The organism is Mycoplasma sp. HS2188 (assembly GCF_025209835.1).
Lineage (GTDB): Bacteria > Bacillota_I > Bacilli_A > Mycoplasmatales > Metamycoplasmataceae > Mycoplasmopsis.
This window is the reverse complement of the sequence record NZ_JAOAOI010000002.1, coordinates 125,124-142,697: the sequence shown is the minus strand read 5'-3', so window position 1 is coordinate 142,697 and position 17,574 is coordinate 125,124. Positions and strand designations below refer to the sequence as shown.

General features: G+C 29.7%; 2 protein-coding genes. Both read right to left on the bottom strand.

Annotation, left to right across the window (positions count from 1 at the left end; all coding sequences use genetic code 4):
• Positions 1-43: 43 nt before the first annotated feature.
• Positions 44-8,794 carry a hypothetical protein gene (locus N1F73_RS01490; RefSeq protein ID WP_260359627.1) on the bottom strand — a complete coding sequence of 2,917 codons (8,751 nt, stop codon included), beginning with the start codon at positions 8,792-8,794 and terminating at the stop codon, positions 44-46.
• The gene (locus tag N1F73_RS01485) at positions 8,794-17,565 is read right to left on the bottom strand and encodes a hypothetical protein (protein WP_260359626.1); all 8,772 of its coding nucleotides are present in this window, start codon (positions 17,563-17,565) and stop codon (positions 8,794-8,796) included. The genes N1F73_RS01490 and N1F73_RS01485 overlap by 1 nt, the downstream gene beginning before the upstream one ends.
• Positions 17,566-17,574 lie beyond the last annotated feature (9 nt).

Below are 17,574 nucleotides of genomic sequence, written 5' to 3'. Positions count from 1 at the left end.
TTTTGTTTGAGATTATTCTCTATTTTATATGATCTTTGCTATATTAATTCTTTAAATCTTTAAAGTTAAATTCAACAACACCTGTGTTGTACAATACAGACAATTTGCCAATTTTATCATCACTAATTGTCGAAGTATTTTTGATATTGTCGCCGTTGGTATCTGTTGTGTAAATGTAAATATATGCGGCACGATGATTTTTAATAATATATTTGTTATAACCTGGATCGGTGCTTGTTGGAGTATAGCCAGCGTAATCATTACTTACGTCACCACCATCAACATCTTTTGCAAGGTATGACTCGTTTCCTGAATTGTGATTATCTCAGATATCAGTGTGTTGAACCATGTATTTAGCAAAGTCAATATTAGATCACACATATGCTTGTGCATTATCATGTTCATATGTTAAAGTCGGTGTGATAGAATTATCATTTAATATTCTTTGTTTTGTCACGTTGAAACTTTCAAAGTGTGTTAGAAATAGTGACACATTTTTAGTTGCATCGTCAAAATCAACACCCATTCTAATTCTATTTAGAATAACATCAGGCATTGATTTAGTATCATCAATGACTCCGTCATTAACCACAATTGCATTTGCGTTAGCTTCATAGTTAGCTGGACCAACTAATAAGTTTGAAGGTATAGCTGCGTCAATAACAATTTCATTACCTTGAACTGAAATATTCAATGCTTGTAGTTCAGAATCAGCACTAATTTGTGTAGATTGTTGATAAATGTAGAATTGAGGGAATAAGAAATTAATATTGAAATTATCACTTCCTTGTGTTCTTTCGCTATATTGACCATTTTCGACAACACCTACGTGTTTTAGAACTTCGTCATTATTACGTGTGTGATATAGAACAAGTTGTTTATTTCCTTCAATTCCAAGAGCTTTTTTAAATGTTTCTAGAACTTTTTCACTAGCAAGTTCACGATTAGTAACGTCATCTCATCCTAATTCTTCAACATTTCCAATTACTTGTTTTGAATTGTAACCAAGTGAGCTTTTTTCATAGTTTTTAAAGAATACAGAACTTGTTCCTGATTCTAGCGATAAGCTATCTTTAGTTTTGAATCTTAATTCTCTATCAACATCAAAACTAAAGCCTGAATAGTTGCTAAATGAATTTAGATTATCTGGTCTATATTCATATCTCAATTTCGCTTTGTATACTTTTTCACTAATATTAGATGATTGTTTTACAACTCATTTATTCAAACTGGTGTCTTTCACTAAGTAAACCTTGAAGTAAATTGGGCTAAAGTTTGACTCAGAATCTATCTTTGTATCACCAAAATTATCGAACATACTTAAGAACGAGTCATTGTTAGTGATATCTAGTTTTTCTTCTTGAGGATCTAGAGATTGAGTCATTTTATCTAAATTCTTGTTAAAGTCTTCAAAAATGATTGAATCTTTGACCTCTGGATTTATATTATGTAATAAATTCTTGAAGTTGTTATTTAAATCAACATTATTTATATAGTCAATAAATGGTTTTGCACCTGTTATTACACCATCAATTGCGTTTAAATTATCAAAAACAAAAGAGTTTGAGATAAAGTTAGTTGCACTGTGCATTTCTATAGATGTAATTTGTTCGTTAAATGGTGTTCATTTATTGTGGTAGGCTGTAGAAATCACGTTTGCTGAATCTATTTTATTTGCTTTAAGTAGATATTGTCATATTTCATTTAAATTAGCACGTGATGCTGATAATTGTTCCGCTTCATTTTTAAGAGTGCTAATCAATTCACCAAATGATGTTAATAAATTATTTACTTCTTGTATATTGATTTGCAGTTCAGCTGTGTTTGAGTTTGATTTAATAGTTTGTAATTTTGCTACATAGCTTGCTAATGAAGTTTTTAATGTAGAAAAGTTAGCTTCAGTTTCAATAAAACCAATTTGTTTAAATAAACTTTGTTCTTCTGAACCAACACTTGAAGTAACTAGACCTTTATCAAATATATTGCTTAAAACAGTTAATTTACCAGTGTTTTCAGTTAGCAATTCATCAAAATCATTGTTTATAGATTCTTTAAATTGATCAACAACTTCCTGAGATTGTTTAATTAGTTCAATATTTTTGTTCAAGTATGCATTAACAAATGATGTTTGAATATCGATACCTGAATATTGTTTTAAGGAATTAGATATATTCGATTTTGATGTGGTAAATGAGTTAACTACATTGTTTTTAGCAGTTATTTCAGTAAATTTATCTGCTGTAGGTTGTTTTCAAATTGAATTAATCAAAATGTTGTCAGTATATGATTGCAATAACTCTATTTTTTTATCTAGTTTATCACTTTGTACTTGATATGCTTTTTCAACTTGTGAACGGAAAATATCAAGAGCTGCTTGAATCAATTGATTCATTTTATTTATTGATTCTGCTTTTGTTGCTTGATCGTCCAATTGACAATTTTTTATATCGTCGATTGCTTTTTCTTTAAAATGTTCTAATTTAGCGTCTTGTGCATTGTTAGTTGGTTCGTTTAATACTTTGTACAATTGTTCAGCATTTGATGCTAACTGTGTTAATGATTCTTTTTTCTTAGCAATAACATCTTCTGTTAAAGACTGTAATTGAGCTATTTTTAATTTCTTAGCTTCGTTAGTTGTATTATCGTCTTTATTCATTACAACTGCTTGTTCAATTGCTTCACCTAACTTGCTAAATGCACTTTTTACAGCTGCCGAATCAAGTTGCTCGCTAAGACCAGTTTGTTTTAAATTGTTTACTTTTTGTGCTTCACGATAAGCAGAACTTAATTCTTTAGTATTTTGAATTGCATAAGGAATTGAGTCTTCAGTTTCGCCTGATAATCATTGATTTTGTAAATCAGTAAATTCGCTTGGATCAGTATTTTCTTCAAAATGAATACTTTCTAATTTAGTTGTAAATTGTTTTAGTTTTCTTTCTAGATATTCTCTCTCATCAGCATTGATGTTTGAATCATTTTTAATTTCAGACTTAACTACACCAAGTGAAACATAAACATTTAGGCGTGCTTTTTGTAATTCCAATAATTTTATTTTGTTATCTATTTCTTGTTTTTTCTCTTCCATTGTCTGTGCTGTTGGAATTGCTTCATTATACATTTCTTCAGCACTTTCAATCTCATCAGTCAATGATAATTTTTTATCAGCAATGTCATTTGTAGAAGGAGTTATTGAAATAGCATAAGCGTTAATTTCTTCAATTTTTTCGGCTAGAAGTGTTTGACTAACTATAAATTCTTTTAAGTTTGCAAGTTTTGTTTGCACTGCTTCCATTTGTGTAACATTATCTGCGTTTGAATTTTCTTTATATAGATTTTTGACTTTTGCTTTTAAGCTTGCTAGTAATTTTGGATATTTTGTCGTATTGCTATACAATTCAGACTTTTCAAATTCTTTGATTTGAGTGGTTGTTTCCATGCGTTTTGCACGATTGCTTGTTTGCAATGTTAAAGCATTCTCGATATTTGTTAAACGTACTTGGGTTTGGTCGGCGTCAAGATTTTCACTACCTTGTGGCAAGTTATCTCACATTGCTTTAATTAGATTTTGTTCATCTTTTACTGTGTTAGCGTATAAATCGCCAGGTTGGTTTTCTCTTTGTTGTTTTCACTGCTTAATAGTGTCTGAAATCTCTTTTTGTTTGGCAATAAATAATTTTGCTTTTTGAGCCATCGCATCGGCAGAAGATAGTTTTTCATCTTTTTGTTCAGTAGTTAAATTGCTATCAATAGTAGCGGAATTAGAAATACTTTGTAATCAGTTTTTCGCTTTTTGTAAGTTACTTTCTCCGTTAACTCCATTTAGATCAAAATAGTTTACCGAATTACTTTCAGCAATAGTATCTTTCACTAGTTTATCAATTTCTAATGCTTGTTCTAGTCTTGTTTTAGCTGCTTGAATCTGTTTAATTTTTGCTATATATGCATTTTTGATTCTATCAACCGATTCTTGATTTTTATCTTCATCAAGCGAAATTGAATTTGCGTATAACTGTTGAACTTCTTTGATTAATGGATTTAGATCTTTAGAAATAAGTGATGTAACAATGTTTGATGTGTTAGCTGAGTTATTTTCTTTTAATGTTTGAGCTGAACCTACCATTAATGCAAGTGCATCTGAGTATTTTTTAGTTTCATCAATTACATCAAGTTTATTTTTAATTTTACCTAAAGTTGTTTTATCTAGAGTATCAGCATTGGTGTTTTTAATGTCATCTAGTATTTTATTAGTTAGTATTCTAAATTCAGGATCAACTGAATTTCCTAGATTTTTTGCTTCGCCAAAAATCTCTGTAATTGCGTCATTAACTACAACTCTATCTGGGTTAGATTCACCAGGTAATTTTGAAAAATTGTCAGCGTGATCAATCAACTCGTTGGCCAATGCTTTATTTTCACTTCTTTTCCCGATTTCTTCTTTAATTTTTGTGATTTTAGCAATCAAGTCTTTATGTTTAGATTTTATTGTTTCAACATCAAAAGGACTTTCTGGGAATAGGTTTTTGTTAAGCAATGCTTTTAATTGTTCAATACCTTCAGTAATTTCGTTATCTTCTGGGTTTTCTTTTGCTAATTCTTTATATTTTCGAATAGCATCTACAACGTCTTTTTGAGTGTCGTTATAGTTTTTCATTGCTTGTGTTTGTTTTGAAATCTGTAGAGCTTGTTCTTCAGTATCAATACCGTTAGCACTATTTAAAATAGCGTCAACATAGTTGGTAAAATCGTTAGTTAACTCTTTAACAGTATTGATTTCGTCATCTGTAACTGATTTAATTTCGTCGTTTGCGAATTTTTTGTACTTATCAATTGCGTTTTCAACAACATCTTTGTTGTAAGCTTTTTTCATTGCTAATACAGCAGCCTCAATAGTAGTAGGTGTTGATTTATCAATATTTTGTAAATCTTGTAAATATTCTTGTCTTGCTAACTTATAGTTATTGAAGTCTTCGCCTTCAGGAGCAGAAGCGCCATCTCCAATAAATGCTTTTTTGTCATATTCTGCTCTAATAGCTTCAGAATCACTTTTTGCTTTGTTGTATTTTGATAATAATTTTTGTTTTTCTTCGATTAATTTAGCAATTTTGTTTTCAAGTTCTACACGTTTTTCATCAATAACTTCTGGGCTGTATGCTCCATTATCAGAATCTAATATGCTTTGATATTGAGCTTTAGCTTCATTTACGCTATCTTTAATTGATTTTAACAAGTCACGGTTTTCTTCAGCGTCGGTTAATACTTTTGGTAATTTATTTACGACTACTTTACGTAATTTGTTTTTAGCTTGTGCAATTTGAACTGCTTCTTCAATTGCAGCTTGTTTACGCGCAATTACCTCAACTGTATCTTTTGGTTCAACAGTTAAGTTTGGCATATTTTCCATAATTATTTCTTGAAGTTTATTTGCTTCAATTGCACTATTAGTTTCATCTAAATCTTTATCATTTTTTATTTCATCGTAGGCATTAATGGCATTCTTAACAACATCAATTAGATCATTTTCGGCATTTAGTTTCTCTAAAGCGTCTACAGTATCTGGCAAGGCATCTGATGCTATTTTTTGTTTAGAATATTTATCAAGATTTATGATTGCTTTGTTTAATTCAGATTTAAGTGCGTGTGGAGATTGGCTATCAATTGTGTATTTTTTAGCGACTATTCTCTCGTTCAATGACTCGATTTTGTCTTGATTATAAGCTAAGTCAAGTTTCGCCTTCTCGTTAGATATTTCATGCAATGCACCATCTAATTTGTCAATATTTGGCAAATCATCACCTGAACCGACTGCAATAAATAGAGCGTTAATTGAATCTTTTACTGATTTAGCCTCTAGAATAGCTTCTGGAACTCTAGTTTTTCTATCTGGATCACTATTGTATTTTTCAGCATCTTTTTCATACTCACTTAATTTTTCTTCAAGTTTTTTCACTAATGGAACTGATTGCGATAGTTTATCCGCCTTAGCTAAAAGATCATTTTTTTGTTCTTTAGTCAAGTTTGGACGTTGTGCTTGGTTATACAAATCTTTTCATCTTGTACGAAGACCATCTTCGCCTGGACTTTGTGTCGAGCTTTCTGGATAAGCTTTATCAATAGCTTCTTTAATTTTGTCTAATTTTTGGTTTAAAAAGCCGTCTTTACGTTTTTCATTAATTTCATGAAGTAGTGTTGTGGCTTGCTCCGATAATTTTTCAATCTTGTCAGAATCAATAACATCATTTGATAATTCTTCGACAATTTTTGCCCTGATTTCATCAATTTTGTTAAATTCTTCTGCGAAATTGTCTCTAATATCTGGATCAGATTCAATTTCTTTTCTTGTTTTATCTAATTTATCAATAATTTTGCTTACATCATCAATATGTTTAACATCTTGTTGAGTATTTTTAGCAACATCCATAACCGACTTTATCGAGTTTAGAAAATCATCATTGAATAAATTTGAATCATTATTTACTGCATCATCTTGAAGTAATAAATCATTTGTTTTTTGGTTTTGTTCTCTTAATAATTTGTTTGATGATGTTAATTTTTTCAATTGGTTAATTTGATATTCCGTTGGTAGATAATTCGTGTCGTTTGTAGGGTTGAAAGAATCGTATGTATATTGAATTGCTTTATATAACTCTAATGTTGCTTTATCTTGTACTATCGATGTTTCTAATGCGTTAACGATAAATTTATATTCTTTTATTAGTTCTAATATTTTGTCTGAAATTATAGGGTTAAATTGAAGTGAAACTTCTTTATTAACTCTGCCATTAAGCTCATTTAATTTTTGTTCTAACAGTTCGTAATTAACATTAAGTGGTTTTAAATCATCACTTTGTAAAACAGTTGCAATTTCAGTAATTCTTTGTTCTAGTTGTTGGAAATCAGTGATTTTGTTTTTGTTTAGTTTTGCTAGTTGCTCAATAGTTTTTGAGCGTAGAAATGCTAATTCTATTTTTTGTAAACCACGCAATTGTTCACGAACATTGTATTTGTACGCAACTAATTTGTCTTTATCTAAATTAGCATAAATGTCTAGGCTTAAAATTCTATTTTGCAAATCAGTAGCCAACTGTTTAACATTGCCATTTAGATACAATGCTTTAAGTTGTTCAGGATAATTGTTTAAATTTAAGATAGTTTCTTTGATTTGAGAAGCTAAATCTCTAAATTCAAAACGAGTTTCAATTAAAGTATATACAGAGTCAATTTTATTATTAACTTCTTTAACTAATTTTTCAACATTAATATCTTTCTTACCGATTTCTTTGACAAAATTATTGAATTCGTCTAGTTCAATTTGAGTAAGTAGTGGGTTAGGATACGCATTAGTTACTTGTTTAGTAATTTTTGCAAAATGTTCTTTTGCAACATTGAATTTTTGCTCTAAATTACGTAAAGTGTTAAATGAGTTTCTTAGATTAGTTACAGTTGAAATTAATTCATTTTTATCAATTTCTTGTATTTTTTTAGTGTCTATCAAATTCAAGAATGATTTATCAAATTTTAGATTTTGTTCAATTTTTTCAAAATTGGTTTTTGGGAATGCTTTGACAAAAGCTTGATATTCATCAATAATTTGTTGATTTGTTGAGTTAGCTGAGTCTAACATACTATTGAATGTTTTTAAGTTATCTAATGCGTCATTTAAATCATTTGTGGTTGTTGATACCTGAATTTTAAGCGAACTTGTGTTGTTGAAATAATCGCTTAACGACATATAGTTTGATATTGATTTTAAATTAAGATGTTTGTCTAGCGCTTTCTTAGTAACAATTTTTTCATTTGAAATTAAATTAACTAATTTATCGAAAATTTCACGGTTTGCTAGTGCAGAATTTTCTTTTCTAATGTTAGATTTCAATATTGCTATTTCATCTTTAAGATCTTGGGTCAATTGATAATTGGTTGGAATAACTGAAAGCATATTATTGAATACATTTGTAAAGTTTGAGTTTACAATATTATTCATTTCAGTTAACACTTCGTTATATCTGTTTAAAAATTCTGTATTTTCACTACTTGCGTCTTTAAGTTTGTTTTCAATGTAAGTTTTATTAATAGCAATATTATTGATTCTAAATCTTCTATCTAGAAGATCATTTTCAATTTGAAATACATTTTGCATAACTTCATTACGCAATGCTAATGTAGGGTATTTTTGAATCAATGAAACAACATTATCATCTAATGTATTATTTGGTTCCATTAAATGAACGCTAATTAGCTCATATTGATCATTGATTTTCTTTGTAAATTCAGTATTGAATTTTTTAATTCATTCTTTTTTAGCATCGTTTGAAAGGCTAGAAAATTCTGCAAATGAATATTTAGGATTTATCGATTCAATATTATCAAATTGGCTACGTAAATCAATTTCTCTTAGTCTATTAACTTGACCTTCCAATAGTTGTCTAAACTCATCCATTTTGTCATCAAATGTACCAGCATCCAACTGAGAATTAGCTCACTTGTTAATAAGTCCTAATTGATAATTTCCGATTCTATTAAGGGCGATAAATTTTTGAAGTGCGGTTGAATCAGGATTAGTAATAGTGAATTCTGCTAAGTTCGTTTCATTATCCAATTCTTTCGATTCTTGTTCGTTTAAATTGAAAGTATTTTTATATTTAGCGAACGGAGCATTAAATTCCTCATATCTTCTAATCGCATTTTTACGATTAGAAATCTTTGACTCTTTTGAGCTAATAGCAAGAATTGTTAAAGCTGAAGACCCAGCTGTTAATAATACTATTGATGTTAATAAAATATTACTTTTCTTCATTAGTTTCTCCCTTCTTCTTTTTTATCGTGTAGCGTTAGATAAATATCAAACTTGTCTATAACGTTATTTAATTCTGGACCGTAGTAATTGAACTGTCCAATTCTTCTACCTCTATAGTTATCTCTAGCCTGAGCTCTTTTGTCATTGAAACGAGTCAAGAAGTTTTGCGCAAATACATTTGCTTTAATTGCGTTTAATGCTTCTGCATCTGTAACACCTTGAACATCAGGACTTGAATTTATTGCCGATTCAGTTAGACTATTAAATGAATTGTTGTCAGTAGACTCCAATGGTAAGTAAATGCTTCAATTAGCAAAAGCATCTGGGATATTGTTGTAAGCATATCCAAAATCCACGTTTGAATTGAAGTCAACTGTCGTTGATGTTTCGTAAAAAATGTAAAGAACCGCATATTTACCTGTATCCGATACTACTGGAATAGAAACAAAGAAAGGAATATACGAAGTGTAATTAGTGCCACGTAAAACTAAGTCAGATGAACTCTGAATTCAGTACATAAATTGCTTATTTCCAATTTTCGGTATATTTCAGTGGTCGTTAGTTCCGCTATTTATTTCAGCCAACAATCCAGCAACACTCTCTTTAAATTTAATTTTAAATTTTAAATTAGGACCTGATGTGGAAAGATCGGTATTTGAATCATAGTTACCATCTAAAATTTGTTTTAGACTTAATGAATTTACATTCGCTGGTTTTTGTATTTCATTTTTTATTGCATTATCTCATTGAGCATCATCAAAGGAAACATCTTCTCTATAAAAAGGTAAATTATTTCTACTTTGGTACTGTTGACCACCTTTTAATAGTCTTCCCAATAATACAGTATTAAATGTTTTATTATTTCATCCGGCTTTTGATGCTTCAAAAAGAACTTTGCTACTTGAATAGCTTCTACTTTCGGCAACTGTTGCAGAATCATTTTTATAAATATCGTGTTTAGATATTCTTAACGCTTTTAGTGTATTAAATGTTACTCAAACATCATTGAATTTGATTTCAAAATCAGTAACATCATTAAAGAAGTTGTTAGCTTCTTCGCCACTTGTCGGTCTAACATATTTAACCTTAATATTAAATTTAGTTTTCTTAATACTTGTGTCACTTTGAAGAATTGTTGGAACTCATTCATCAGTTGTGTTTGTTCTGGTAATGAAAACTTTAACATTATTTGTGTTATATAACTTGTAATTGTTATCGTGCGCGCTAACATCTTTTAGGAAAATGAATTTATCAAATTGGTCCATAAATTCATTAATTTGAGTTACTTCTAATTCTAATTTATCGTTATTTGGATCAGCAGCTCTAACTTTTTCAATTACAGTTTCTAATAACACATCTGAGTTAGGTAAAATTTCTTTTCTAATTTTTGCTTCATCATTTCCTAATAAGTAATTAAAGGAGAATTGTTTGTTTGTTTCTTGCTCCATTCATTCTAATAATGAAACACTTGGTTTATACACGCTGAATAAAGCAGAAAGTTTTTGATTAATAGATAGATCATTTTTCTTAGCTAATTCAGTGTTTGCTGAAGATTGGTTTGCATCTGTTAGTGAATTATAAATTGATGCGTATGTCAAAATAATGTCAGCAAAAGGAATGTTGGTTTGTGCATTTTCACGATAATCTTCGCCAGCAACTAATTTCAACATCTCATTCATTGTTCTTTTCTCAATAAATTTATTGTAATTACCTTGTAAACCGTCAACATCGTTTTCGCTAGTTCCATAAATCAATAAATCGATTTTGTTAATTGCATTTAGGATGCCTTTTGATGATTGTTCATATTTAGCAAATTCATTTTCAATTTGTTGTTGTGTATTTGAATCAGTATCTTGGTTATAGTCAATTGAATCATAGGTTTTAACACCTAATGAATTAAAATCACTTGTGATTGTTGAGTTGGCTGAGTTAACTTCTGATATATGAGTTTGAATTGTTGCAAAACTTCCGTTTTTATCCGCAATTTTCTTGATTAAATCATACAAGTGTGAGTGATCGGTAGTGTCTTCTTTCAATTGTTCATTGAAATTATTTATTTCACTTTTTAGATTAATAATAGATTTTTGAGAGATTGTTTTGATTGTTGAATAGTCGTTTTCTAATACGTTGTATAGACTTCTTAATTCTTTTGTTCTTAAAATGAAATTAGAATCATTTGTGGTTGAGTCATGAACCTGTGTATATCTGTTTAAATCGTCTTTAATTCCGTTGATAAATAGGTTTAAACCTAAGTATTTAGAAATTTTACTTGATTGTTCTGGTGTTAAAACACCTGTTGTTGAACCACTTGTATAGTTTTCTCCACTTAGGAAGTTAACATAAGGTTTTAATCTTTCATACATCACTTTTAAGCGATTTTTTTCGTAATTAATAATAGCTTCTTTTTGTTTTGCTATTTCTGTATTTGCAGCGATATAAATTTCGTTTACTGATTTAATATTAGCTAACGTTTCAACAGAATCGTTAGCATTATTTCTAATTGCTAGATCCTTAAAAGCTCGTTGTTCAGGACTTTGACTACCGGTATATGTTTCACTTAGATAATCATCAATAACTTTGATTTCGTATAAAGCTTGTTTAACTTCTTTATCTTTTTCTGCTTTTATTCTTGCAATTATTCCGTCAATATCGTTTTCAATATTGTAAATCGATTGTAATTTATTAGCTTCGTCGTGTGGTGTTGGATAGTCAAATGTTTGTCTAATGTTTGTGTTTGCATTAGCCAATATTGTTTGTAAATCATCATAAAGCGCTTTCATTTCGCTTGTTTCTTTGTTGTAGTAATCATTGTCACTTTTACCGTCAAATGATTTTGCTTTTGCGATTGCAGCATTCAATTTCTTAGTATTTGCCAACGCAGTGTCAAAACTATTAGCACCACCAGATAAGTATTTATTGGTTAGTGTGTCGATTGTATCAATATTGATTGTTGTATAGTTAGCTAAATCACTAATTAAACTTGAAAGAATTGCTTTTAGTGGAGCTTTTAACTGATCGTTTACAGTACTGTCACTGTCTAATGTTTCGCCTTCAAGTTCATTTACTTTTTCATTGTATTTAACAAGTAAATCAACTTTAGCAATCAATGAAGTTAATGTTTCATTTTTTTGTTCAATGTCCGCTCTATTTAATTGATTGAAGTAATAGTTATCGGTAGTTTGGGTTGCTGAATCTTTATCAATTTCTTCGTATTTAGCAGTAATGTCTTGAATTACAGCAGTTAATTCTTGTGCTTTATTTCCGCTAGTTTCATTTACTTGGGTTACTTTATCTTTAGCAGCTGCAACTGTATTAGCTAATTGAATATATAAGCTTAATAAATCGTGCGCTTTAATAGTTTCTTGTTCAATTGTTTCAATTTGTGAAATGTTAGCTGGCAAGATGACATTTTTAACTTTTGTTAATTGTTCTTTGAAGAAAATGTTTTGATCTTCTGTTAACTCAGCATATTTATTTCCTGGATTTTGGATTTGATTAATTTGTCCTTGTTCAACAACGAGTAATTCTTTAATTTTGTCTAAAGCAATAGCTCTAGCTTTATATAAATTATCGGCAGCTTCATAATCTGAATTTAGATTTTGTTTTAAAAGATTAATTCCATTTGATAATTCGGTTGAATTGAACTCGTCTGTAGGAACATCAGGGACTGAATTTAGAACTGCTTGTCCGATGTTTTTTTCATCAGATTCATAACCATATTGAACATTGCCATAAGTTCAAGGAGTTTTTTCGTAATGACCTAATTTTTCAAGTTGAATATCAATTAAAGAATCGGTGTTTGAAACAATAGTATTTAACAGCGAAATTTTAATTGAGTCATTTTTTATTTGACTACTTGCACCATATTCAATTAATTTTGCAACAAATTGTTTAAATTGTTCTTTTTTGGTTGTAGGATCAGTTGCTTCTCCTGTACCTAGTTTATATGTTATAGTTTCGACTTTTGCATTTAACGCAGTAATATCAGTATTTAATTTGGCATATTCGCCTTCACGTCTAATTAAAGTATCAATTTCTTCTTTTAAAGTAGAGAAAGCAGAAAAATCAGTGTATTTGCTTTTTGCTTCAGTTATTTTTTCTTGTAGTTTTTGTTTAAATTCAGCAACACCAGCAGCTAATTCTCCTGTAGTTGCATCAATATTGGTGGTTGCTTGTTCAGATTTTTTAACAAACTTAGCAAATTCAACAATATTTGCAATATTAGCTCTAACTTGTCTAACTTTATCAGCGATTTCTGCAATTTGTTTCTTGTCATCGCCTTTATGTTCTTCATCGCTTCTTTGAACATTATCAAGATCTTGAACATATTTATCCAGTAAATTGTCAACGGCAGTTTTGGCACTTGCATCAGCGTCAACACCATTCATTCCATTTGCAAATTGTTCTTTAACACTAGCAATTTCTGCTTTTTCTTCATCTTTTAACTCATCAAACGAACTTGCTTCAGCATATTTTTGTTCAAGTTGAACTCTTTTAGCATCAATTTCGTATGAGGTTGGTGACGAAACACTCGGCTCTTCGTTTTCAGCTAATGGACTTGACTCTTGGTATGCTTGTGTTAAAAATGATTTGTTTGGATCACTTTCAGGTAATGTTTTAATTTTTTTCGCAACTTTTGCTTGTTCATCTAACAATGCCTCAAGCGACTCAAGTTTAGCAGTTTGCACAATAACATCACTGACGCTATTATCAACAGTGTCATCATTAATATTTTCGTTTAATTTTGCAACTAGTTTCTCTATTTTATCAATTGGGTCAACACCATTTAATGTTAATGCTGGTGATTCAGCTAATTTTGCTTTTAAGTCATTGATTTTTGCTTCTAGTTTTGCTTTTTTATCATTGAATTTGTCTTTATTGAATGCTAATTCAATTTTATCTTTAATATTTTTAAAGTCATCAAGTGTAGCTTTATCAAAATTACTTTGTTCGCCTGGTGTTTCAGGGGTTTTGTTAATTAAGTTCTCATACTCTAATTTTAATTTTTGTACATAACTTCCGTTTTGCGGATCGTTTGAATTATATGTAGTGAAATGTGAATCTTTTTCTCGTTGTTCAAATTCTTTTAGTGTCTCAGCTAAATCGTCTTTTGCACTATCAAATTGTTTATTCAAGTCAGTTTTACGATTAGTGTAATTAATTAAAGCAATTTTCATTATATTTTTTGCTTGAATTAATTGGGCATTTGTTGAGTTCACGTCACTTAAAATAGATTGTTGCTCAGCAATAATCTCTGCTATTTTGGCATCTAAATCATTAAAAATAACTCTTTGGACTTTGTCGTCGCCTTTGAATTGATTAGATTGAAGATTTTGTAATTTTACAATCTCATCTTTAGCTTCTTTTGAAGATTCAATTTTTTGTAACATTGAATCAATTCTAGAAATTTTTGTGTTAATTGTACCGTTAGAATCATCTAAACCAGCACGGTTTTGTTTAATAACCTCTAATAAATTACTTGCTAATTCAGGGTATTTTTGTTTGTCAATTTTGTCATAAATTAAGGCAGCTTTTTTAAGTTTTGCTAATAATGGTTGTTTTTGAGCTAATTTAACTGCTGTTGAGCTAGCACTAATCTCAGCTTCAACATATGCGTCTTGAACACGAGATTGAAGACCTTTAACTTCAGATTCTAAAGCACTAATTTTGGCTTCGTTTTCTTTTATAGCATCTTGGTCTACAAGGTTAATGCCATCTTTTCATAATTGTTCAAGTTCTTCTCTCTTAGTGTTAATTTGAGAATTTAGTTCATTAATTTCGGCATTTTTAGAATTTACAGTTTCAACAGATTTATCTTTTAAGCGTTCGAATAGTTTGACATCATTAACTAATAGGTCAAAAGGTTCTTTCGAAATATCTGAACTGTCAGTTAGTTCAGTTGGTTTGATTTGGTTTGATGATAATTGTAGTTGTTCTTTTTTAAGTTTTGCTAAAGAAACATTGATCTCAATTTGTTTTCTTAAGTTGCTAATTTCTCTATTTTTTTGGTCTAATCACGCTTTATTGTGAATCATTACATCGTAAAGTTGATTATTGATGATATCTTTTAACTCGTCAATTTTTTGTTGAGTTTTAGCGTTTTCACTTTCTAAGCGTTCAACAGCATTTTTGAACTCAGTATTTGCTGCAACATCATCTCCGAATAGATTTCCATCAGCTTCTTTTCTTAAATCGGCAGTAACAATAAGTGCTCGTTTATGGTCAGATTCAAGGTTTTTTGTTCCTACTTCAAGAGTTGAAACAGCTTCGATTGCATCGCGCAATACAACCATTTCATTAACTACTTTTTGACGTTCATTTTTCTTCTGTAGTTCGTTTTTGTCAGTGCTTTTACCAATAGCTTCAGTTTGAGCTTGTAATTTTGCTAGAGCTTTTGCAAGTTTAGATTCGGCTGGAGTTTCTGATTCGCCAGGTTCTCTGTAAATAGCAAACACATCATTCAATAATTTATTGATTTCTGCTGCTGCAGTTCTACCTTCAAGTTCATTTCTTTTATCGCCGAAGTCTTTTAGTGCAGCGTTTAATTGTGATTGAATTTCAGATAAGTTTACATTAGGGTCAGTAGGATTATTCAATGCATCGACAGCTTTTTGTCTTAGATCTTTAATTATTTTCAATTCTTTTGCTAAGTAGATTTTTACTTGATCGTTGTCTTTTACACTTTCAATAATATTATCAGCAGCATCTTTTTCAGCACCTAACGACTTAATTTCTGCTATTTTATTTCTATATATTTGGTGTTCTGCTTCTAATTTTTCTAGTAGCGAATGTTTTGTATCATCACTCAGTGAATCATCTTGTTGAATTAATTGGGCTTTGGCTGCAATTTCTTTTACTTTTCTTTTTAATTCGTCTTTAACTGAGTTGTCATCATCACCAAATTCAATTTCAATCAATCTTAGTGTTTCATCAGTTTGATTTTTGATTGAATTTACACGGTTTGATAATTTAGCATCTTGTAGAATTTTAAATGCATTTTTAGCAGCACCATTTTTGCTTATTAAACCATCATTGCTGATGTATGAAGCCATTTCTTCACGAGTAGAAGTTGAATAATTATTAGCATATTCAATAAATTTATTTTTAACTGAGTCTCACAAGTTAACTAAATCTGGTGAGACCATACCTTTAGCAAATTCGGTTTTTAATTGGGTCAATAAATTAGCAAGTTCTTTTTTGTTGTGAACTCTCTCAAAATTCAACATTTCTTCGAAATGAGATGCTAATTCAGCATTAGATGAAGAATCAGTGTTAAATGAAGCTAATTGAGTTAGTACATCTTGGATTGGTTTAAGATCTTGTGATGTCGAAAACTCGGCGGCATGAGCGATTGAATAATCAATTTGTGATTTAAGAATTTGTAAATTATTTTTTAAAAATTCATGGATAGTCTTAATCGAATTTATTTTAGCGATTTGTTCGTTTAATAAAGGTACAAAAGTAAAGAAATCATCGTATTGAAGTTTATTGATTTCAGCTTGAATTAATGATTGATCTTTTTTGTCTAAATGAGAATTTTCTAAAAGAGAAGACACTGAAATATACAATTTGTTAGCAATTGTAATTGAATTAATATCTCTGATTAAATTAGAATAAACATTTTGAATGTCATCATATTTTTTATTGTCGATATATTTTTGGGCTTTATTCAAAATTTCGTTAAGTTTTGCTGTGAATAATGGTTTAAATTCATTGGTTTTTGATTTTAGGTTGCTTATTAGATTTTTAGCTAATTCCAACACTTCACTATCTGATTTAAAGTATTGTGCTGTTTTTGAAGTGATAGATGAAACAAAGCCTGAAATTAAATCATAGGCGCTTTCATCATTTGTGTTATTGATGATTGTTGTATTCAAATCAATTGGATTAGAATTTACAAACAATTCTAGAGCATCTAGTTCGTTGCTAATTTTATCTTTGCTTAATTGTTCCAAGCTTGTTAAAGCAACTTGTCTTTTTGCTTCTCTAATTTGTGATAGTAGTTTATTAACACTATCTTTATTGTTGCCTGTTTCGTTTGAATATAATTTTGATACTTCTTCATCAAACAACCTGTGGTAAACATCAACAGCATCTCTGGTAATTATTTCTTGGTCAAGTCTTGAATAAATAAATTTGTTAATATTGCTTATTTCATTAATTTTTGAACCCAAGTGCAATCTATCTAATTTTGTAATATTACCTAATTGAAATACATTAATATCTAGTTCAATTGGGAAAGTGATCTTATCTTGTTTTTGAATAATTGTCTCAACTTGTTTTAAAAATTCACCTGACTCGACATTTTGTGCTAAAAGATTATCGAACTCATTACGTAAATCTACTGATTTTATAATACTTCTCAATTGTTTAGTTGCCTTAATTTTGGCGCTTTCACTTTTTGCGTCTTTATACAATAGCATTGGCATCATCGATCTAATTTTATTTCTTTGATTTAGCATATTGGTAATTGAGGCTTTTAAGTCAGTATTATCTGAATTAAATCTACCTGCGCTCAATTGTTTTGAGTAGTTAATAGCTTTTTGTAACTCGGTAATACTTTCTTTACTTAAATCATTTTTTGATTTTAATAAGTCTTGAGCTTGTTTTGTAACTTTATCAAGCTGTTCATATGAAACTGTGTCTTCTTGTCTCTTAAGATCAGAATATGTATGAAGCAACGGAATTGTTATAGCTAAAGCAGCAGCAGGAATACCTGTGCTCAATAAAGTTGCAAGTGCTATTTTTTTCTTTTTATTTTTATCTGACATATAAATCTC